Origin of the sequence: Streptomyces olivoverticillatus (assembly GCF_014203555.1) — a bacterium.
In the GTDB taxonomy this organism is placed as follows: Bacteria; Actinomycetota; Actinomycetes; order Streptomycetales; family Streptomycetaceae; genus Streptomyces; species Streptomyces olivoverticillatus.
The window spans coordinates 819,595-839,703 of record NZ_JACHJH010000002.1; the positions used below are offsets into that span (position 1 = coordinate 819,595).

Below are 20,109 nucleotides of genomic sequence, written 5' to 3' on the forward strand. Positions count from 1 at the left end.
GGTGTGACCATGGGTCACTCACCACCACCCCGAGTCCGCACGGTGCCGTTCTGCACCATGCTGCTGGTCACTCTGGCGCTGGGGGTCGCCGCGTGCGGCGGAACGTCCAATCCGCTGGCCGACAAGCCCTACGACGCCACCGGCCAGGTCGCGCTCACCAGCGCCAAAGAGGGCCAGAAGGCCGATCCCAGCAAGCCGCTGGAGGTGACGGCCAGTGGCCACGACCGCATCACGGACGTCACCGCGACGGACGCCTCGGGGAGGTACGTCAAGGGTGAACTCTCGCCCGACGGCACCCGCTGGCACAGCACCAGCGCGCTCTCGGCCGGCGCGCACTACACCGTGCGCGTCAGCACCGAGGACGAGGACGGGGCCCAGGGGCGCCGGACGATCGGTTTCGACACCAATCCGGCCGACCGCCTGCTGCGCGTCGCCTTCGGTCCGCAGAACGGCACCTACGGCGTCGGACAGCCCATCACCGCGGAGCTCAGCGTCCCGGTCCAGGACCCGGCCGCCCGCGCCGTCGTCGAGCGCACCCTGAGGGTCGAATCCCAGCCCGCGGTCCAGGGTTCCTGGTACTGGGTGGACAACCGCACCCTGCACTACCGGCCCAAGGACTACTGGCCTGTGCACGCCGCCATCGACGTGCACGCCACCCTCGACGGCATCAAGGTCGGCGGCGGCCTCTACGGCGGCCCCTCCAAGCCCCTGAAGCTGACCACCGGCGACCGGGTCGAGGCCGTCACCGACGCGGCCGGGCACTCCATGACCGTCCTCAAGAACGGCAAAGAGGTCCGGTCCATCCCCGTCACCACCGGAAAGCCCGGTTTCGCCACTCGTAACGGGGTCAAGGTGGTCCTCGGCCAGGAATCCTTCGTACGGATGCGCGGCACCAGCATCGGCATCGCCGAGGGCAGTTCGGACTCCTACGACCTGCCGGTCTACTGGGCCACCCGGGTCACGTGGAGCGGTGAATACGTCCACGCCGCGCCCTGGTCCGAGGGGTCGCAGGGCTGGGAGAACGTCAGCCACGGCTGCACGGGCATGAGCACCGAGAACGCCAAGTGGTTCTTCGACAACGTCCGCGTCGGCGACCTCGTCAAGGTCGTGGGCAGCGCGGGCGACACCATGTCGCCCTTCGACAACGGCTTCGGCGACTGGAACATGCCGTGGAACAAGTGGCGCGAGGGCAGCGCGCTGACGGCCGGCAAGCGGGAGGGCACCGGGCCCGCCGACGGCGCCCGGCTGCGCCCCGAGATGTGAGTCAGGCGCGGGCGGCGAGCGTCTCGCGCAGCAGGCCCGCCAGTGACCCGGCGAAGGCCACCGGGTCCAGCGGGTGGGCCACCACCGCGTCCGCCCGGCTCCAGGTGGCCAGCCAGGCGTCCTGCGGGCGCCCGATGAGCAGCAGCACGGGCGGGCAGCGGAACACCTCGTCCTTGAGCTGCCTGCACACCCCCATGCCGCCCGCGGGGGCCGTCTCGCCGTCCAGGACGCACACGTCGATCCGGCGCTCCTCCAGGGCCCTCAGCAGGCCCGGCAGGGTCGCGCACTCCACGTACTCCACCGGCGGCACATCGGGTGCGGGACGCCGCCCGGCGGCCAGCCGCACCTGCTCGCGGGTGCTCGCGTCGTCGCTGTAGACCAGCACCGTGGCGGTGGGCTGCATCGTTCCTCCAGGCTTGTGTTCGGCACAGCTGTGGATCGGACGTGGGCTGGATGCTACTCCGCACGGCCCCCCGCGCAAGGAGGTCCGGCCAGGCTCGCCAAGGGTCGCGGAAGGCGAGCTTCCTCCCTTTGGGGGACGGGTACTTTGGGCCGTCCGAGCAGCGCATACGGTCTTGACACACCGAACGGCACCCCCCGGAGTGAGCGCGAGATAAGCGACCGACATAATGTCGGTCGTGGCGACAGCAACAGCAACAGATACCGGGCACGCACACCCGTCGGTCAATCGACCGAACCTCACCAGCGTCGGAACCATCATCTGGCTGAGTTCCGAGCTGATGTTCTTCGCGGCCCTCTTCGCGATGTACTTCACCCTGCGATCGGTGACCGGAACCGCGCACTGGAAGGAAATGGCGTCCTCGCTGAACCTTCCGTTCTCGGCGACGAACACCACGATCCTCGTGCTCTCCTCCCTCACCTGCCAGCTCGGCGTCTTCGCCGCCGAGCGTGGCGACGTGAAGAAGCTGCGCATGTGGTTCACGGTCACGTTCGTGATGGGTGCCATCTTCATCGGCGGCCAGGTGTTCGAATACACCGATCTGGTCAAGAAGGACGGGCTTTCGCTCTCCTCCGACCCGTACGGCTCGGTGTTCTACCTGACGACCGGCTTCCACGGCCTGCATGTGACGGGCGGTCTCATCGCCTTCCTGCTGGTCCTGGGCAGGACGTACGCGGCCAAGAGGTTCACCCACCACCAGGCGACAGCGGCCATCGTCGTGTCCTACTACTGGCACTTCGTCGACGTGGTCTGGATCGGCCTCTTCGCCACGATCTACTTGATCAAGTAACCGGTCCTGTCCCGCAACCGGACCAACAGTCAACGACGCAGAAGATCCTGACACCGGGGTAATCCGTGAAAAAGCTCTCCGCACGACGACGCCATCCGCTGGCGGCGGTCGTCGTCCTACTCTTCGCGCTGGCGGTAACTGGGGGGCTGTACGCCGCGTTCGCGCCTGCGGACACGGCCAAGGCCGATGACACCGCCCAGTCCCTTGCCATCGAGGAGGGCAAGAAGCTCTACTCCGTGGGCTGCGCAAGCTGCCACGGCACCGGCGGTCAGGGCACCTCCGACGGGCCGAGCCTGGTCGGCGTGGGTTCCGCCGCCGTCGACTTCCAGGTCGCCACCGGCCGTATGCCGCTGCAGCAGCAGGGTGCCCAGGCGCCCCGCAAGAAGGCGATCTACTCGCAGGCCGAGATCGACCAGCTCGCCGCGTACATCGCCTCCCTCGGTGCCGGCCCCTCGGTGCCGGAGAAGAGCCAGTACAGCCCGGACGGCGCCGACATCGCCAAGGGCGGGGAACTCTTCCGTACGAACTGCGCCCAGTGCCACAACTTCACCGGCAAGGGTGGCGCGCTCTCGAACGGCAAGTACGCCCCGTCCCTCGAGGACGTCAACCCGAAGCACATCTACGAGGCCATGCAGACCGGCCCGCAGAACATGCCTTCCTTCCCCGACACCACGATGTCGCAGAAGAACAAGAAGGACATCATCGCGTACCTCGACACGGTCAACAGCTCCAAGTCGGAGAGCCCGGGCGGCCTCGAGCTGGGCGGGCTCGGCCCGGTCAGCGAGGGTCTGTTCGCGTGGATCTTCGGCCTGGGCGCACTGATCGCAGTCGCCATCTGGGTCGCGGCCCACACCGCTAAGGCCAAGAAGTCATGAGTAGCCAAGACATTCCAGAAGAGACCCTGCCGAGCAAGCAGGGCGAGCACGAGGGTGCCGTAGCGGCCGCGGGCGACCCCTTCGCCGACCCCGGCATCCCGCCGCACGAGCCCCGTATCCAGGACATCGACGAGCGGGCCGCCAGGCGCTCCGAGCGCGTGGTCGCGTTCCTGTTCGTGCTGTCGATGCTGGCCACGGTCGGCTTCATCGCCGCCTATGTGTCCCTTCCGGTCGACAAGAACATCTTCGTCTTCCCGATCGGCCACATCAGCGCGCTGAACTTCTCGCTGGGGCTCACCCTCGGCGTGGCGCTGTTCTGCATCGGTGCGGGCGCGGTCCACTGGGCCCGCACCCTGATGTCCGACGTCGAGGTTGCCGACGACCGGCACCCGATCGAGGCTGCGCCGGAGGTCAAGGCCAAGGTCATGGCCGACTTCGCGGCGGGTGCCGAGGAGTCGGGCTTCGGCCGCCGCAAGCTGATCCGCAACACCATGTTCGGCGCGCTGGCCCTGGTGCCGCTCTCCGGTGTGGTCCTGCTGCGCGACCTCGGACCGCTTCCGGGCACCAAGCTCCGGAAGACCGCCTGGTCCGAGGGGAAGATGCTGATCAACCAGAACACCCAGCTGCCGCTGCGTCCCGAGGACATCCAGGTCGGCTCCCTCACCTTCGCCATGCCCGAGGGCCTGAAGGAGGAGGACGAGGACTTCCAGAAGCAGATCGCCAAGGCCGCCCTGATGATCGTCCGGCTCCGCCCGGAGAACATCAAGGACAAGCGCGAGCTCGACTGGTCCGCCGACGGCATCGTCGCGTTCTCGAAGATCTGCACCCACGTCGGCTGCCCGATCAGCCTCTACGAGCAGCAGACGCACCACGTGCTGTGTCCGTGCCACCAGTCCACGTTCGACCTCTCCGACGGCGGTCGCGTGATCTTCGGCCCGGCCGGCCACGCCCTTCCGCAGCTGCGGATCAAGGTCAATGACAAGGGCTACCTCGAGGCGATGGGCGACTTCGCCGAGCCCGTCGGTCCTGCCTTCTGGGAGCGCGGATGAGTACTGCAGCTGACAACCGCCGCAAGGCACCCGCGGGCGAGCGGGTAGCCGACTGGGCCGACGGCCGGCTGGGCATCTACAGCCTGGCCAAGGCCAACATGCGGAAGATCTTCCCGGACCACTGGTCCTTCATGCTGGGTGAGGTCTGCCTCTACAGCTTCGTCATCATCATCATGACGGGCGTGTACCTGACCCTCTTCTTCCACCCCAGCATGACCGAGGTCACGTACCACGGCTCGTACGTGCCCCTGCAGGGCATGAAGATGTCCGAGGCGTTCGCCTCGACGATGCACATCAGCTTCGACGTCCGCGGCGGTCTGCTCATCCGGCAGATCCACCACTGGGCGGCGCTGATCTTCGTCGCAGCCATGCTCGTGCACATGATGCGCGTCTTCTTCACCGGCGCCTTCCGCAAGCCGCGCGAGGTCAACTGGCTGTTCGGCTTCCTGCTGCTGGTCCTCGGCATGTTCACCGGCTTCACCGGTTACTCGCTGCCGGACGACCTGCTCTCCGGCACCGGTGTCCGGTTCATGGAGGGAGCGATCCTCTCCATTCCGATCATCGGTACGTACGTGTCGATGTTCCTCTTCGGCGGCGAGTTCCCCGGTGCGGACTTCGTGCCGCGGTTCTTCTCGATCCACGTCCTGCTGCTGCCGGGCATCATGCTCGGCCTGCTGGTGGCGCACCTGATCCTGGTCTTCTACCACAAGCACACGCAGTTCCCCGGCCCCGGCCGGACGAACAAGAACGTGGTCGGCATGCCGCTGCTGCCGGTCTACATGGCCAAGGCCGGAGGCTTCTTCTTCCTGGTCTTCGGTCTCATCGCGGCCCTCGCGGGCCTCGCGTCGATCAACCCCATCTGGGCCATGGGCCCGTACCGCCCGGACCAGGTGTCGACCGGCGCCCAGCCCGACTGGTACATGGGCTTCTCCGAAGGCCTCATCCGAGTGATGCCGGGCTGGGAGATCAACGTCGCGGGACACACGCTCGTCCTGGGTGTCCTCATCCCGCTGATCATCTTCCCGCTGGTGCTGGCCGCCATCGCGGTCTACCCGTTCATCGAGTCCTGGGTGACCGGCGACAAGCGGGAGCACCACCTGCTGGACCGCCCGCGCAACGCCCCGACGCGCACCGCGTTCGGCGTGGCCTGGCTGACCTGGTACCTGGTGCTGCTGGTGGGCGGTGGCAACGACCTGTGGGCCACCCACTTCCACCTGTCGATCAACACGATCACCTGGTTCGTCCGGATCGCGTTCTTCGTCGGCCCGGTCGTCGCCTTCGTCGCGACGCGACGGATCTGCCTGGGTCTGCAGCGCCGCGACAAGGACAAGGTGCTGCACGGACGCGAGTCCGGCATCATCAAGCGCCTTCCGCACGGCGAGTTCGTCGAGGTCCACGAGCCGCTCTCGCAGGAGCAGCTGCACACCCTCACCGCGCACGAGCAGCCCAAGCCGCTCGAGCTCGAGCCCGAGGTGGACGAGAACGGTGTCGCCCGCAAGGCCGGTGCCGGGCAGCGCCTGCGGGTGAAGCTCTCGAAGGGCTTCTACGGCGAGGGGACGCACATCCCGAAGGCCACCGCGGAGGAGTACCAGGAGATCACCAGCGGCCACGGCCACCACTGATCCCCGCCTCTTGATCGAATAACGCTGATCGCCACGGCAGGAGCCCCGTCCACGGCATGGACGGGGCTCTTTGCCGTCCCCGGTCCTGGATAGGCTGGAGCGGGGCCCTCGGCGGCCCGTCACGGACAGACCGACCACCAGGAGTGTGGACCATGAACGTTGCGACCCCGGCAGGCGGCGAGCGCGCGGTGGCCCCTTCCTGGCCGCGCGTACTGGACGCACTGCTCGACCGGGTGGACCTGAGCGCGGACGACACCGCCTGGGCCATGGACCGCATCATGCGCGGCGAGGCGTCCGACGCGCAGATCGCCGCCTTCGCCGTCGCGCTGCGCGCCAAGGGCGAGACGGTCGCCGAGATCTCCGGGCTCGTACGGGCGATGTACGCGCACGCCAAGCTGATCGAGGTGCCCGGTCCCACGGTGGACATCGTGGGCACCGGCGGCGACGGCGCCAAGACCGTCAACATCTCGACCATGTCCTCGATCGTCGTGGCCGGCACGGGCGCGAAGGTGGTCAAGCACGGCAACCGGGCCGCGTCCTCCGCCAGCGGCGCCTCGGACGTGCTGGAGAAGCTGGGCGTCAATCTGGACCTGCCGCCGGCCCGGGTGGTGGAGGTGGCCCGCGAGGCGGGGATCACCTTCTGCTTCGCCGTGAAGTTCCACCCCGCGCTGCGGCACGTGGCTCCGGCCCGCCGCGAGCTGGGCATCCGCACCACCTTCAACGTGCTCGGTCCGCTGACCAACCCGGCCCGGGTGCGGGCCCAGGCCACCGGTGTGGCCGATGCCCGGATGGCGCCGATCCTCGCCGGGGTGCTGGCCGAGCGGGGCTCCTCCGCGCTGGTCTTCCGCGGTGACGACGGCCTGGACGAGCTGACCACGACGGCCACCTCGCAGGTGTGGGTCGTCCGGGACGGACAGGTGCGCCGGGAGGCCTTCGACCCGCGGGACGTGGGCATCGACCTGGTGCCGGTGGAGGCGCTGCGGGGCGCCGACGCCTCGTACAACGCGGACGTCGCCCGGCGGGTGCTGGCGGGTGAGACCGGTCCCGTGCGGGATGCGGTGCTGCTCAATTCGGCCGCGGCGCTAGTGGCGTTGACGCCCGCGGACGCGCCGCTCGCGGAGCAGATCCGGGCCCAGATGGAGCGTGCCGCGCAGTCCATCGACTCCGGGGCGGCGCTGCGGGTGCTCGAGCGGTGGGTCGCCGCCAGCAACGCCTGAAGCCGGCGGTCCGGTGGGTGGGATTTTCCCCGCCCACCGGGCCGTTGATCCGAGGTTTGTGCCATACTCCTGGCCAGGTCACGAGTGACAGCGATACGGCCCCGGCTTGCTGTCCGGCAACCCTCCTTCCGTGGCGGGGTGCCCCGGGTGATGACCGGGCCGCAGGCAGTGAGGTCTGCGGCAAGCGCGGATCCCTCGCCAGGGATCCTGGTTGTCGAGGGAGTCTTTTCCACGTGGTTCAGCGAATGCGTTAGGGCTCCGAGAGCCCCTTTTCCGCGCACCCTTTTCCTTTCCCGCGCGAGGCCCGTCGCCGCCTCTGCGCGGTTGAATTCGCCTGCCTCACACGGGAGTTCGCCATGTCTGCCGCCACCCTTGCCTCCGACCAGTCGGTTTCCACCCCTTTGCCGGTACTCGGGCGGGATGTCCGCGTGCCGCTCGTCACCGGAGGCGAGGTGACGTACGCGGCGCTCGACTACGCTGCCAGCGCACCGGCGCTGCAGCGGGTCTGGGACGACGTGGCCGCCTACGCGCCGTACTACGGCAGCGTGCACCGGGGCGCGGGATACCTGTCGCAGCTGTCCACCGACCTCTTCGAGAACAGCCGGGCCGAGGTCGCCCGCTTCCTCGGCTGCCGCGAGGGCGACCAGGTGGTCTTCACCCGCTCCACCACGGACTCCCTCAACCTGCTGGCATCCGTACTGCCCGCCGACTGCCGGGTGTTCGTCTTCGAGACCGAGCACCACGCCGCCCTGCTGCCGTGGCGCGAAGCGCAGGTCACCTGCCTGGACGCGCCGCGCTCCCCGAGGGAGGCCGTGCAGACCCTGGAGCGGGCGCTGGCCGACCGGGAGCCCTACGGCCCCGCCCTGGTCTGTGTGACCGGCGCGTCCAACGTGACCGGTGAGCTGTGGCCGGTCAAGGAGCTGGCCGCGGCGGCGCATGCGCACGGCGCGCGCATCGTGCTCGACGCCGCGCAGCTCGCGCCGCACCACCCCGTGGACATCACCGCATCGGACGTCGACTGGGTGGCCTTCTCCGGCCACAAGCTGTACGCGCCCTTCGGCGCCGGCGTGCTCGCGGGCCGCGCCGACTGGCTGCAGGAGGCGGAGCCGTACCTGGCGGGCGGCGGTGCGAGCCGCAAGGTGCTGCGCCGTGCCGACGGCGGGGTCGAGGTCGAGTGGCACGCCACTGCCGCCCGCCATGAGGCCGGTTCGCCCAACGTCATCGGTGCCTACGCCATCGCCGCCGCCTGCAAGGCGCTCCGGGAGGCCGACTTCGGCCGGCTGGTCGAGCGGGAGCGGGAGCTGATCGCCCGGGTGCGGGCCGGACTGGCGGACGTCCCGCAGGTCAGGGTGTTGTCGCTGTTCGGCGAGGACGCCCCGCGCGTGGGCGTCATCTCCTTCGTGGTGGACGGCTGGAACAGCTCGCACTTCGCCGCGGCGCTCTCCGCCGAGTACGGCATCGGGGTCCGCGACGGCCTCTTCTGCGCCCATCCGCTCGTGCGCACCCTGCTGGGCGCCGACGGCGGGGAGGCGGGGGAGTGCGGGGCGCCCGAGGAGGGGCAGTCCCTCAACGCCATCCGGGTCAGCTTCGGCGCGGGCACCCCCGACGAGCACGTCGAGCGGTTCGTACGCGCCGTGGGGGAGCTGGTGACGGACGGCGCGAAGTGGCGCTACCGGACCGTCGACGGCCGCTGTGTGCCCGACACCTCGGCCTGATCCGGGCCGCCGGGGCGGTCAGGCCTCCAGGCCGATGGCGAAGGCCGCTTCGAGGTCGTGCTGCGAGTAGGTGCGGAAGGCGATGTGCGTCTCGGTGGAGGCCACCCCCGGCACCTTGCTGATCCGGCCCGGGATGACCTCCGCGAGGTCGTCGTGCCGGGCCACCCGCACCAGCGCGATCAGGTCGTACGCGCCCGTGACGGAGTAGACCTCGCTGACGCCTTCCAGTGCGGCGATCGTCTCGGCGATCTCGGGGATCCGGTCCACGTCGGTCTTGATGAGCACGATCGAAGTGATCACGTCGGTTTGTCTCCTTCGGTGGACCTGGCTGCGCCCTTCACTCTAACCGCAGCGCCCCAGCGGGCCCACGCGTAGCCGAAGCCGAGCACGAACCCCAGGACGTGCGCCAGATATGCGACGCCGGGCCGCCCGCCGCCGGTGCCCGCGGACAGCCACTGCAGCACGAACCACGAGATCAGCACCGCCCAGGCGGGAAAGCGCAGCGGCACGAAGAAGAGGAAGGGCAGGAGGCTGGTGACCCTGGCCTTGGGGAAGAGATAGAGGAACGCGCCGAGCACCCCGGAGACGGCGCCGGAGGCCCCCACCAGAGTCCGGTCGGAGTGGGCGTGCACGGCCGCGTAGCCGAGCAGGGCCAGGCTGCCGGTGGCGAGGTAGCACAGGGCGAAGGCGGCACGGCCCATGCGTTCTTCCGTCATGGTGCCGAAGACGTGGAGGAAGAGCATGTTGCCCAGCAGGTGCAGCCAGTTGCCGTGCACGAAGAGCGCCGTGAGCAGAGTGCACAGGGCGGCCGCGGAGCCGTGCCAGAGCTGTTCCGGCACCACCCCCCAGCGCTCGAAGTAGGCGTTCTGCGCGGCGAGGAGAGCGGTGCCGGTGCCGTAGGAGGCGTTCAGCCCCGACGCGGGCCCGGCGATGAAGACCCCGCAGCAGACCCCCAGCAGGGTGTAGGTCACCACGGGGGTGCGGGGGGCCCGGCCCTCCGGCCCCGGCTTTCCGATCATGGTCAGATCATGGCTTACAGGGCACAAACGGTGCAGAGTGCCTCGCCGGACCGGGGCCCCGGACCCGGGGCGCCGCGCCCGATGACCACCAGGCCGTAGGGTTACGGGGGAGGGCCCAGCGCCTTGCGGCCCCGCCCGGCGGGGTGCCGGGCGCGAGCACGAGCGCCTGAACGAACGGGAGCGATAGCGGTGGTGGAGCATACGGACGACGGCGTGGAGGCGGCCGGTGACGCCGGCGGGGCCGACGACGGCGTCACCGAGGTGCTCGACCGCCCGCTGCCCGAAGGGATCCGGCGGCGCGTCGTCGCGCTCGTCGCGGAGGCCTTCGGCGGGCTGACGGTCACCGAACTCCCTCCCCAATTGCGGCAGTACGCCCGGTTCACCCCCAGTCGGCGGGCCAAGTTCGCGGGCAACGCCATGGCCGCGGCCGTGGAGAGCGACGCCGTCTTCCGGCAGCGCATCTCCGCCCGGCTGCGCGAGGTGGGCTCCGAGCTCGTCCAGGCGCTCGACGCCGGTGCGCCGCCCGCGGCCGCGGACCCGGAGGACGTGGCCGCCATGGCCTTCGTGCTGCGCCCGGCCGGCTGGGTCAAGCTGGTCACGGCGGGCGGCGAGGAGGCGCAGCGGGCGAGCGCCGAGCGGGCCGACGAGGAGGCCCGGCGCGAGCTGCAGGAGCTGCGCGAGGAGCTGGCCGCGGCCCGCAGCGAGGCGCGGACCGAGGCCGACCGGGTCCGCTCCGAACTGGCCGCCGCGCGCAAGGAGGCGGAGTCGCTCCAGCGCAAACTGCGCAGCGCGGTCAGCGATGTGCGGCGCGGTGAGGCGGCGCTGCGCAAGGCGCAGGCCGAGCTGGAGTCCGTACGGTCCGAGGCCGCGGCCGAGAAGGCGGCGGCGCAGGGCGAGACGCGGCGCGTCAAGGCGCGGCTGGCGGAGGCGGAAGCGGCGCTGGAGGCGAGCCGCCGGGCGGTGCGCGAGGGCCGCAGCGTGGAGGACATGCGGCTGCGGCTGCTGCTGGACACGGTGCTGGACGCGGCCCAGGGGCTGCGGCGGGAGCTGGCGCTGCCGCCCGCCTCGGTGCATCCGGCGGACACGGTGGACGCGGTGCGGCCGGGCACGATGACGCCCAAGGACATCGCCACCCGCGCCCTGTCGGAGACCGATCCGGCGCTGCTGGACCAGCTGCTGGCGCTGCCTCAGGCGCATGTGGTCGTCGACGGCTACAACGTGACCAAAACGGGCTATCCGACGATGCCGCTGGACAAGCAGCGGCTGCGCCTGCTGGGCGGGCTGGCGATGCTGGCCGCGCAGACCGGTGCCGAGGTGACCTGCGTCTTCGACGGGGCCGAGCTGGCCGCGCCGGTGCTGCTGGCGCCGCCGCGCGGGGTGCGGGTGCTGTTCAGCAAGCCGGGGGTGACGGCGGACGAGCTGATCCGTCAGCTGGTGCGCGCCGAGCCGCCGGGCCGTCCGGTCGTGGTGGTCTCGACGGACCGTGAGGTGGCGGACGGGGTCGCCAAGGCGGGGGCACGGCCGGTGGCATCGGCCCTCTTGCTCAAGCGACTTGCCCGGACCTGAGCGTCAATTGACCGTTACCGACTGTGTCACGTTGGTAAAGGATGTACCGCCGACCAAGATTTTTCGCAAGATAATTTGAACGGTGGCAACAGGGGTCACTAGGGTCGTACCTCGAACCTTCATCCGGTGGATCATCCATTCGGGATGCCCGGGGAAGGTCCCGTCGCGCCTCAAAGGTCTTCGCGCGGCGGGCGGCCCAGAGAAGAAGGAGCTCGTCTCCGTGGCGTCCCACCGTCGTCCCAAGCAGCCGAGCCGGGCTCGGGTCACCGTGCTGACCGCGACCGCCGCCGCGGCCGTCGCCTTCTCCGCGCAGGCCGCACACGCCGCCGACCCCAAGCTCTCGAAGTCCGAGGCCAAGGACAAGGTCGACAAGCTCTACGAAGAGGCGGAGCAGGCCACCGAGAAGTACAACGGCGCCAAGGAGCAGCACGACAAGCTGGAGAAGCAGGTCAGCGCCCTCCAGGACAAGGTCGCGCGCGGCCAGGAGGAGCTCAACAAGCTCCGCACCGGCCTCGGTCTGATGGCCAACTCGCAGTACCGCACCGGGTCCATTGACCCCACGCTCCAGCTGCTGCTCAGCTCGGACCCCGACTCGTACCTGGAGAAGGCGTCCACGCTCAACCAGTTGAGCGCCAAGCAGGCCGACACGCTCCGGATGATCGCCGCCAAGCAGCGCACGCTCAAGCAGGAGCGCGAGGAGGCCTCCGGCAAGCTCGCCGACCTGGAGTCCACCCGCAAGGCGCTGGAGGACCGCAAGGGCGAGGTCCAGGGCAAGCTGGCCGACGCCCAGCAGGTGCTCAACGGCTTCACGGAGCAGGAGCGCGCCGAGATCACCGGTGCCGACCAGAAGGGCGGCAGCAGCAGCGGCAAGGGCGGCGGCGACAACGGCCGCGCCAGCCGCTCGGACGCCCGCCCGAACATCCCCGCGGGCTCCGGCCGGGGCGCGGCCGCGCTCGCCTACGCGCAGAGCCAGGAGGGCAAGCCGTACGAGTACGGGGCGACCGGCATGTCCACCTGGGACTGCTCCGGCCTCACCCAGTGGGCCTACGGCCAGGCGGGCGTCTCCCTGCCCCGCATCTCCCAGGACCAGGCCAACGCCGGTACCCGGATCTACGACCAGAGCCAGCTCCAACCCGGCGACCTGGTCATCTTCTACGGCGACCAGCACCACGTCGGCCTCTACGCGGGTAACGGCCAGGTCTTCCACGCCCCCCGGACGGGCGCCTTCGTCCGCTACGAGGCCATGAGCGACATGCCCTTCCAGTTCGGTGTCCGCATCGGCTGAAAAGCCTGTCAAACGCCTGGAGGGCCGCCCGTTCGGGCGAATCCCGACGGTGGAACCCGACCGTGCGCCCCGCCCTTGACCTGCGTCAGCGGCGGGGCGCCGGCATTCCCGCCCGAGGCGGTCTTTGAACAGAGGGTGAGCGCGCCGCTACTGTCTGGCGCGCGGTGCCCGGCCGTCGTCCGCCCGTCACCGGGCGGCAGGGACCGCACACTTGAGGAAGGGAGTGCGGCCACCCGTGGCGTCCCATCGCCGTCCCACGCAGTCCGGTCTCACCCAGAGCGTCCGCGTCACCGTGCTGTCCGCCGCCGTGGCCACCGCGGCAGCCGCCTTCTCTGCGGCACCGGCGAGCGCCCGGCCCGCGGAACCGGCCGACGACACCAGGGCACCGGGGACGATGAAGGCACAGCTCGACCGGCTCTACGAGCAGGCGGAGCGGGCCACCGAGAAGTTCAACGCCGCGGGGGAGCGCGCCGACGCCCTGCGCGAGCGCGTGGAACAGACCGCAGACCGGGTCGCGCGCGGCCAGGAGAAGGTGAACCGGATGCGCACCGCCCTCGGCATGATCGCCACCGCCCAGTACCGCAACGGGGCCGTCGACCCCGCCATCGAGCTGCTGCTCTCCTCCGACCCCGACGCCTACCTCGACAAGGCCGCCACCCTCGACCGCGTCACCGGCCGCCAGGCCGAACAGCTGCGCGCCCTGGAAGCCGCCCAGCGCACCCTGCGCCAAGAGCGCGAGGAGGCCGTCCGCACCCTCGCCGAGCTGGAGGTCAGCCGCAAGGCCGTCCGGCAGCACAAGCAGGAGGTCGAGCAGAAGCTGTCCGCCGCCCGCACCCTGCTCAACTCCCTGCCGCAGGCCGACCGGGAGGCCTACACCCGCTCCTCGCGCTCCGCCGACCGTGCGGCCGGACCGCTGCTGGGCCTGCCCGAGCTTTCCGCCGCCTCCTCGCGCGGCTTCGCCGCCGCCATGGCCGTCCGGCAGGCGGTCGGCTCGCCCTACGCCTGGGGCGCCTCCGGCCCCGGCGCCTTCGACTGCTCCGGGCTGATGCAGTGGGCCTACGGCCGCGCCGGAGTGGGCCTGCCGCGCACCTCGCAGGCCCAGCGCAACGCCGGGCGGCACGTGAGCCTGGCCGAGGCCCGCCCCGGCGACCTGGTCATCTACCGCGACGACGCCAGCCACGTGGGCATGTACGTGGGCAACGGGCAGGTCGTGCACGCCCCCTACCCCGGCGCACGGGTGCGCTACGACCCGGCCAACATGATGCCGATCTCCTCCATCACCCGGCCATGAGCGTGCCCTGAACCGGCCGGGCGGTCCCGCGGCTCGTACGATGCGGGCGTGACGGGCAGGCGGTGGAGCGGACGACGGGCGGTGTGCTGCCTTGCAGCGCTGCTGCTCACCCTCCAGGCCCTCGCCGGATGCGGGCCCACCGCCTCCTCCGGACGGCCGGACGCCGCCGCGCAGTCCGTGCAGAAGCTGCTGGACGGCTGGGCGGCGGCGCTGCGCGGCAGGGACGAGAGGGCCTATCTCGGGGCCGTGGACCCGGCCGCGACGGACTACCAAAACGCCCGGGGGCAGGTCTTCGCCAACCTCGCCGCCGTGCCGCTCGCCTCCTGGGACTACCGCATCGTGAGCACCACGGGCCTTCGCCCCACCCCGGGCGAGGGCGACCGGGCCACCGCCCAGGCCGAGCTGCGCTACCGGCTCGCCGGCTACGACACCGCGCCGGTCACCGCCCCCGTCCGGCTGACGCTGGTGTGGCGGGGCGGCCGCTGGTACGTGGCCGCCGAGGACACCTCCGGCAGCGGCAGCCAGCTGTGGGAGCAGGGCGCCGTCACCGTGGTGCGGGGCGAGCACAGCCTCGTCCTCGGCACCGGGCAGGACCAGGGGCGGCTGCGGGCGATGGCGGACCTGGCCGACCGGGCGGTGCCAGCGGTGAGCGAGGCGTGGCAGCACGGCACGTGGGCGGGCCGGGTGGTCGTCGAGATGCCCGCCTCGCTGGAGCGGATGGGGGCGCTGCTCGGCTCGCCCGCCGCGAACTACCGGGGCATCGCGGCCGTCACCACCGGCGAGGTCGGCGGGGCCGGCGCCGCCCCCGCCGACCGGATCATCGTCAACCCCGAGGCGTACGGCACCCTCGGCGAGTTCGGCCGCCGCATCGTGCTCACCCACGAGACCGCCCACGTGGCCACCCGCGCCCTGACCTCCGCCGCCACCCCGCTGTGGCTCTCCGAGGGCTTCGCCGACTGGGCCGCCTACCGGGGCACCGGCCGCACCGCCCGCCAGGCCGCCCCCGAGCTGGCCCAGGCCGTCTCGGCGGGCCGGCTGCCCGCGGCGCTGCCGGAGGACCCCGACTTCGGCTTCGCGGGCGAGCCCGGCCGGCTGGCCCGCGCCTACGAAGAGGGCTGGCTGGCCTGCCGCATGATCGCCGAGAAGTGGGGCGAGGCGAAGCTCGTCGCCTTCTACCGCGCGGTGGGCGGGCACAAGAAGCGCCCGGGCGCCGTCGAGGCCGCCCTGCAACAGGTGCTCGGCATCGGCCAGGCCGATTTCACGGCCCGCTGGCGCACCTATCTGACCGAAGCGTTCAGCGACTGACCAGAGCCGACTCGCGGGGCTCGGTCGGCGGATCGGGCTCCTGCCCGGCGGCCGGCGGCTCGCTCACCGTCTCGCGCCACAGCCGGCTGCAGGAGACCACCGTCGCGAACACCAGCAGGCCGTTGCGCAGCGTCAGCGTGGCCACCCCCAGCTTGTCGCTGGCCACCACGTGCGAGAACCAGATGGGGAACTCCAGCTGGGTCAGCGGCGCCGCGATCAGCACGAGCGCCACCGGCAGCCGCTGCCGGGGCGTGCGCATCGTCATGCACACCGCGCCCAGGCCGATCAGCCACACCATGTACTGCGGGCTGATCACCCGGCTGGTGGTGGTGAACAGCAGGACTGCCGCGAACGCCGCGTCGTAGAGGGTGGTGGCGGTGAATCTGCGCACCCGCACCCGCCACAGCACCAGCCAGGCGAAGGCCAGCACGCTCAGGCCCAGCGCGAGCGCGCTGACCGCGTGCACATGGCGGCCCAGGAACTCCACCGAGCCGTAGTTCAGCCGCGCCTTGCCCCGCCAGCCGACGTGCCGCGCCAGGTGGAAGACCAGCGACCCCAGCGACTCCACCTCGGTGCCCCGGTCGCGCTGGAAGGTGAGGAAGGCCAGCGCACCGGGCATCGCCGCCGCGAACATCATCGCCATCCCCGCCGCCGTCGCCAAGGCCGCGCCCCAGGTGGACCGGGTCTGCGGACCGCGCCGGGTGCCGACGAGCAGCAGCATCGGCCAGACCTTCAACAGCGCGCCGAACCCCGTCAGCGCCCCCGCCAGCCGGGTCCGGCGCCCGGCCGTCAGCAGCGCGGCCACGGCGACGGCGGTGACCATCACGTCGTAGCGGGCGTAGACGATCGGCCCCAGCAGCGGCACCCCGGCCACCCACACCCACGCCCCCAGCGCGCCGCGCCTGCCGCCGCGCGCCGCGTACAGCAGCATCCCGAAGACCGCGGCGTCGGCCAGGAAGCACATCACGAAGAACGCGGGGGCGTAGTCGAGGAAGGGCAGCAGCCCGGGGGCGAGCACCGCCAGCGCGGCGGCGGGCGGATACTGCCAGGTCACGTCGTCGTACGGGAAGATGCCGGTGCGCAGCACCCCGTACCAGCCCTGGTAGATCACCTCGATGTCGACGGAGACGTCCGAACCGGGCATGATCCACACCCGGAACACGCACATCAGCAGAACGGCCCGGGTGACGGCCCACGCCACGATCGAGAGCCGCAGACCACTGCCCGCCACCTTCATCCACCTCGTCCCTTCGGGCCGCCACACGTCGCCTTGCCACACGCGGTACACGTGCCGTCACTGCAAGGAATGATGCCGGTCCCGGCCCCCCGCGCGTGCGATGACGTGGCGGGGCACGGCTCCGGATAGCCGCCCAGGGACACCCGGTACCCTCGGCGGCGATGCACAAGACCCTGATCGTCACCAATGACTTCCCGCCCCGGCCCGGCGGAATCCAGGCCTTCCTGCACAACATGGCGCTGCGCCTGGATCCGGCCAGCGTCGTGGTCTACGCCTCCACCTGGAAGCGCGGCAGGGAAGGTGCCGAGGCCACCGCGCGCTTCGACGCCGAGCAGCCCTTCACTGTGGTCCGTGACCGGACGACCATGCTGCTGCCGACGCCGCGGGTCACCCGGCGCGCGGCCACTCTGCTGCGCGAGCACGGCTGTACGTCCGTGTGGTTCGGGGCCGCGGCGCCGCTCGCCCTGATGGCCCCGGCCCTGCGCCGGGCCGGCGCCCGCACGCTGGTCGCGACCACCCACGGGCACGAGGCGGGCTGGGCCCAGCTGCCCGCCGCCCGGCAGCTGCTGCGCCGGATCGGCGAGGGCACCGACACCATCACCTACCTGGGCGAGTACACACGCTCGCGGATCGCCTCCGCGCTGACGCAGGGGGCGGCGGCCCGCATGGTGCAACTGCCGCCCGGCGTGGACGAGAAGACCTTCCACCCCTCCTCGGGCGGCGCCGAGGTGCGCGCCCGGCTGGGCCTGGCGGACCGCCCGGTCGTGGTCTGCGTCTCCCGGCTCGTCCCGCGCAAGGGCCAGGACACCCTGATAGAGGCCATGCCCCGGATCCTGGCGGCGGTGCCGGACGCGGTGCTGCTGCTCGTCGGCGGCGGCCCCTACGAGGGCGAGCTGCGCAAGCGCGCCGAGGAGGCCGGCGTCGCGCACGCGGTGCGCTTCACCGGCGCGGTGCCGTGGGAGGAGCTGCCCGCGCACTTCGGCGCGGGGGACGTCTTCGCGATGCCGTGCCGTACGCGGCGGGGCGGGCTGGACGTCGAGGGGCTCGGCATCGTCTACCTGGAGGCGTCGGCGACGGGGCTGCCGGTGGTGGCCGGCGACTCGGGCGGGGCGCCGGACGCGGTCCTCGACGGCGAGACGGGGTACGTGGTCCGGGGCGGCTCCCCCGCCGAGGCGGCGGACCGGATCGTCACACTGCTGCGCGACCCGGAGCTGCGGCGGCGGATGGGGGAGCGGGGCCGGGAGTGGGTCGAGGAGCGCTGGCGCTGGGACCTGCTGGCGGAACGGCTGAAGGAGCTGCTGTAGCAGTTTCAGCCCGTCTGGGGGCACCTCCCAGCGGTAGCTGGGGGAGATTGAGGACACCGCGCGGAGCGCGGTCCGGGGCGAAGCCCCGGGAACCCGGAATGCTACCCGCGGTAAATCGCCTCGATCTCGTCGGCGAAGTCCTTCGCCACCACGTTCCGCTTGAGCTTGAGCGACGGCGTCACATGGCCGGAGGCCTCCGTGAACTGGGCGGGCAGGATGCGGAACTTGCGCACCGACTCCGCCTTCGACACCGCCGCGTTGCCGTCGTCCACGGCCTTCTGGACGTCCGCCAGCAGCTCCGGGTCGTCCGCCAGCTCGGCCGCCGTCAGCCCGGCCGGCTTGCCGTGCTGTTCCAGCCAGCGCGGCAGGAACTCCTCGTCCAGCGTGATCAGCGCGCCGACGAACGGCCGCGCGTCACCGACCACCATGCACTCGGCGACCAGCGCGTGCGCCCGGATGCGGTCCTCGATCACCGCGGGGGCGACGTTCTTGCCGCCCGCGGTGACGATGATCTCCTTCTTCCGGCCGGTGATGCGCAGGAAGCCGTCCTCGTCGAGCGTGCCCAGGTCGCCGGTGTGGAACCAGCCGTCGGACAGCGCGTCGGCGGTGGCCGCCTCGTTGTTCCAGTAGCCCGAGAACAGGTGCTCGCCGTGCAGCAGCACCTCGCCGTCGTCCGCGATGCGCACCACCGAGCCGGGCAGCGGCTGCCCGACCGTGCCGATCCGCGCCCGGTCCCAGGGGTTGAAGGCGGTCGCCGCACAGGACTCGGTGAGCCCGTAGCCCTCCAGGACGGTGAAGCCGATGCCGCGGTAGAAGTGGCCCAGCCGTTCGCCCAGCGGGGCGCCGCCGGAGATGGCGTGCGTGGCGCGGCCGCCGAGCACCGCGCGCAGCTTGCCGTAGACCAGCCGGTCGAAGACCTTGTGCTTGATCCGGAGGCCGAAGGAGGGGCCCGCCGGGGTGTCCTGCGCGCGGCTGTAGGCGATCGCGGTCTCCGCGGCCTTGTCGAAGATCTTGCCCTTGCCGTCCGCCTGGGCCTTGGCGCGGGCGCCGTTGTAGACCTTCTCGAAGACCCGCGGCACGCCCAGCACCAGCGTGGGGCGGAAGCTGCCCAGGTCGTCGGTGAGGTTCTTGATGTCGCTGACCAGGCCGAGGCGGATCGGCGCCATCACGGAGGCGATCTCGACGAGCCGGCCGAAGACGTGCGCGGCCGGCAGGAAGAGCAGTACGGACGACTCGCCCGTGTTGAACAGCGGCTTGAGCCGCTCGACCACGTTGCCGCACTCGGCGAAGAAGCTGCGGTGGGTGAGCACACAGCCCTTGGGGCGGCCGGTGGTGCCCGAGGTGTAGACGATGGTCGCGGGGGAGTCCGCGGTCGCCAGCGCGCTGCGCTCGTCCACCGCCTCGTCCGTCAGCGGCTCACCGGCGGCGCGCAGCCGCTCGACGGCGCCGCGCTCGATCTGCCAGATGTTGGCCAGATCCGGCAGCCGGTCGCGCACGGAGGCGACGGCCGCCTCGTGGGCCGGGGTCTCCGTCAGACAGGCGACGGCGCCCGAGTCGCCGAGGATCCACTGGATCTGCTCGGGCGAGCTCGTCTCGTACACCGGCACGGTCACGGCGCCCGCGCTCCAGATGGCGAAGTCCAGCAGGGCCCACTCGTAGCGGGTGCGCGAGAGCAGCCCGATCCGGTCGCCCGGCTCGATGCCCGACGCCATCAGGCCCTTGGCCACGGCCCGGACCTCCGCGAGGAAGCCCGCCGCGGTGACGTCCTGCCAGCGGCCGTCCACCTTGCGCCCTATGACGGCGACGTCGGGGTGAAGCGCTGCGTTCCGGCGGATGAGATCCGTCAGGTTTCCGTCGGCTGGGACCTCGTACAGGGCCGGAAGGCTGAACTCGCGCAAGACTGCTGCTCCTCGTCGGGCGCCGGCGCCGCCGCGTCTTCGAGGGGCGCTGCGTCGGCTGCGGTCCATGATCAGGCAAGGGGGGGACTGGACTGCCCGGACGTTACCCACCAGTACTGCATTCGAATAGGGGGTGGTGCCCAGATGTTCCATGTGTCACATGCCACGGGACTGCTCCCCGCACCCTAGCCCCTCCGTTCGGTGACCCGGAAG

General features: G+C 71.4%; 17 protein-coding genes and 1 riboswitch. Of the genes, 12 read left to right on the forward strand and 5 right to left on the reverse strand.

Going from position 1 to position 20,109, the window contains the following annotated elements; genetic code table 11:
• Nucleotides 1-9: 9 nt before the first annotated feature.
• Nucleotides 10-1,263 (forward strand): L,D-transpeptidase, encoded by a 1,254-nt coding sequence (locus FHS39_RS09085; protein WP_184348135.1) that lies wholly within the window; start codon nt 10-12, stop codon nt 1,261-1,263.
• Between the two features lies 1 nt (nt 1,264).
• Here FHS39_RS09085 and FHS39_RS09090 read toward each other — a convergent pair whose 3' ends face one another.
• A complete protein-coding gene (locus FHS39_RS09090) occupies nt 1,265-1,666 on the reverse strand; it encodes a hypothetical protein (protein WP_184348137.1) in 402 nt (133 codons plus the stop codon).
• Between the two features lie 226 nt (nt 1,667-1,892).
• On the opposite strand from FHS39_RS09090, the gene ctaE reads away from it, so the two are divergent.
• From ctaE to FHS39_RS09120, 6 genes are all read left to right on the forward strand, one after another.
• The gene (ctaE, locus tag FHS39_RS09095) at nt 1,893-2,513 is read left to right on the forward strand and encodes an aa3-type cytochrome oxidase subunit III (protein WP_184348139.1); all 621 of its coding nucleotides are present in this window, start codon (nt 1,893-1,895) and stop codon (nt 2,511-2,513) included.
• A 65-nt stretch (nt 2,514-2,578) separates the two neighbouring features.
• Nucleotides 2,579-3,388, forward strand: coding sequence for a cytochrome bc1 complex diheme cytochrome c subunit (qcrC, locus tag FHS39_RS09100; protein WP_184348141.1), 810 nt, complete (start codon nt 2,579-2,581; stop codon nt 3,386-3,388).
• The gene (qcrA, locus tag FHS39_RS09105; RefSeq protein ID WP_184348143.1) at nt 3,385-4,437 is read left to right on the forward strand and encodes a cytochrome bc1 complex Rieske iron-sulfur subunit; all 1,053 of its coding nucleotides are present in this window, start codon (nt 3,385-3,387) and stop codon (nt 4,435-4,437) included. Before qcrC ends, qcrA begins: the two co-directional genes overlap by 4 nt.
• Nucleotides 4,434-6,059: a cytochrome bc1 complex cytochrome b subunit gene (gene qcrB / locus FHS39_RS09110; protein ID WP_184348145.1), complete on the forward strand. Its 1,626-nt coding sequence runs from the start codon at nt 4,434-4,436 to the stop codon at nt 6,057-6,059. The genes qcrA and qcrB overlap by 4 nt, the downstream gene beginning before the upstream one ends.
• A 152-nt stretch (nt 6,060-6,211) precedes the next feature.
• Entirely contained in the window at nt 6,212-7,276 is a 1,065-nt protein-coding gene (trpD, locus tag FHS39_RS09115) for an anthranilate phosphoribosyltransferase (protein WP_184348147.1), read from the forward strand.
• Nucleotides 7,277-7,352: 76 nt separating this feature from the next.
• Nucleotides 7,353-7,469: riboswitch (SAM riboswitch) on the forward strand.
• Between the two features lie 163 nt (nt 7,470-7,632).
• Complete coding sequence (locus tag FHS39_RS09120) at nt 7,633-8,991, forward strand: aminotransferase class V-fold PLP-dependent enzyme (RefSeq protein ID WP_184348149.1); 1,359 nt, start codon at nt 7,633-7,635, stop codon at nt 8,989-8,991.
• A gap of 18 nt (nt 8,992-9,009) precedes the next feature.
• Here the strand turns inward: FHS39_RS09120 and FHS39_RS09125 are convergent, their stop codons facing one another.
• Nucleotides 9,010-9,291 carry an Lrp/AsnC ligand binding domain-containing protein gene (locus FHS39_RS09125; protein ID WP_184348151.1) on the reverse strand — a complete coding sequence of 94 codons (282 nt, stop codon included), beginning with the start codon at nt 9,289-9,291 and terminating at the stop codon, nt 9,010-9,012.
• The gene (locus tag FHS39_RS09130) at nt 9,288-10,010 is read right to left on the reverse strand and encodes a rhomboid family intramembrane serine protease (RefSeq protein ID WP_184348154.1); all 723 of its coding nucleotides are present in this window, start codon (nt 10,008-10,010) and stop codon (nt 9,288-9,290) included. The genes FHS39_RS09125 and FHS39_RS09130 overlap by 4 nt, the downstream gene beginning before the upstream one ends.
• Before the next feature lie 192 nt (nt 10,011-10,202).
• On the opposite strand from FHS39_RS09130, the gene FHS39_RS09135 reads away from it, so the two are divergent.
• From FHS39_RS09135 to FHS39_RS09150, 4 genes are all read left to right on the forward strand, one after another.
• Nucleotides 10,203-11,576: an NYN domain-containing protein gene (locus FHS39_RS09135; protein WP_184348824.1), complete on the forward strand. Its 1,374-nt coding sequence runs from the start codon at nt 10,203-10,205 to the stop codon at nt 11,574-11,576.
• 220 nt (nt 11,577-11,796) lie between these two features.
• Nucleotides 11,797-12,861, forward strand: a complete 1,065-nt coding sequence (locus tag FHS39_RS09140) for an NlpC/P60 family protein (RefSeq protein ID WP_184348155.1) — start codon at nt 11,797-11,799, stop codon at nt 12,859-12,861.
• A 235-nt stretch (nt 12,862-13,096) separates the two neighbouring features.
• Complete coding sequence (locus tag FHS39_RS09145; protein WP_184348157.1) at nt 13,097-14,152, forward strand: NlpC/P60 family protein; 1,056 nt, start codon at nt 13,097-13,099, stop codon at nt 14,150-14,152.
• Nucleotides 14,153-14,200: 48 nt separating this feature from the next.
• Nucleotides 14,201-15,457 carry a Cif family virulence factor gene (locus FHS39_RS09150; protein WP_343069459.1) on the forward strand — a complete coding sequence of 419 codons (1,257 nt, stop codon included), beginning with the start codon at nt 14,201-14,203 and terminating at the stop codon, nt 15,455-15,457.
• Here FHS39_RS09150 and FHS39_RS09155 read toward each other — a convergent pair.
• Nucleotides 15,447-16,694, reverse strand: coding sequence for a glycosyltransferase 87 family protein (locus FHS39_RS09155; protein ID WP_184348159.1), 1,248 nt, complete (start codon nt 16,692-16,694; stop codon nt 15,447-15,449). The genes FHS39_RS09150 and FHS39_RS09155 overlap by 11 nt on opposite strands.
• 161 nt (nt 16,695-16,855) lie before the next feature.
• Here FHS39_RS09155 and FHS39_RS09160 point away from each other — a divergent pair, with 161 nt between their 5' ends.
• A complete protein-coding gene (locus tag FHS39_RS09160; RefSeq protein ID WP_184348162.1) occupies nt 16,856-17,998 on the forward strand; it encodes a glycosyltransferase family 4 protein in 1,143 nt (380 codons plus the stop codon).
• Nucleotides 17,999-18,099: 101 nt separating this feature from the next.
• Here FHS39_RS09160 and FHS39_RS09165 read toward each other — a convergent pair whose 3' ends face one another.
• Nucleotides 18,100-19,896, reverse strand: coding sequence for an AMP-dependent synthetase/ligase (locus FHS39_RS09165; RefSeq protein ID WP_184348164.1), 1,797 nt, complete (start codon nt 19,894-19,896; stop codon nt 18,100-18,102).
• Between the last annotated feature and the right edge of the window lie 213 nt (nt 19,897-20,109).

Coding starts and splice junctions, on each gene's coding strand:
- FHS39_RS09085 (WP_184348135.1), top strand. CDS start 10: ATGGGTCACTCACCACCACCCCGAGTCCGCACGGTGCCGTTCTGCACC.
- FHS39_RS09090 (WP_184348137.1), bottom strand. CDS start 1,666: ATGCAGCCCACCGCCACGGTGCTGGTCTACAGCGACGACGCGAGCACC.
- ctaE (WP_184348139.1), top strand. CDS start 1,893: ATGTCGGTCGTGGCGACAGCAACAGCAACAGATACCGGGCACGCACAC.
- qcrA (WP_184348143.1), top strand. CDS start 3,385: ATGAGTAGCCAAGACATTCCAGAAGAGACCCTGCCGAGCAAGCAGGGC.
- qcrB (WP_184348145.1), top strand. CDS start 4,434: ATGAGTACTGCAGCTGACAACCGCCGCAAGGCACCCGCGGGCGAGCGG.
- trpD (WP_184348147.1), top strand. CDS start 6,212: ATGAACGTTGCGACCCCGGCAGGCGGCGAGCGCGCGGTGGCCCCTTCC.
- FHS39_RS09120 (WP_184348149.1), top strand. CDS start 7,633: ATGTCTGCCGCCACCCTTGCCTCCGACCAGTCGGTTTCCACCCCTTTG.
- FHS39_RS09130 (WP_184348154.1), bottom strand. CDS start 10,010: ATGATCGGAAAGCCGGGGCCGGAGGGCCGGGCCCCCCGCACCCCCGTG.
- FHS39_RS09155 (WP_184348159.1), bottom strand. CDS start 16,694: ATGAAGGTGGCGGGCAGTGGTCTGCGGCTCTCGATCGTGGCGTGGGCC.
- FHS39_RS09160 (WP_184348162.1), top strand. CDS start 16,856: ATGCACAAGACCCTGATCGTCACCAATGACTTCCCGCCCCGGCCCGGC.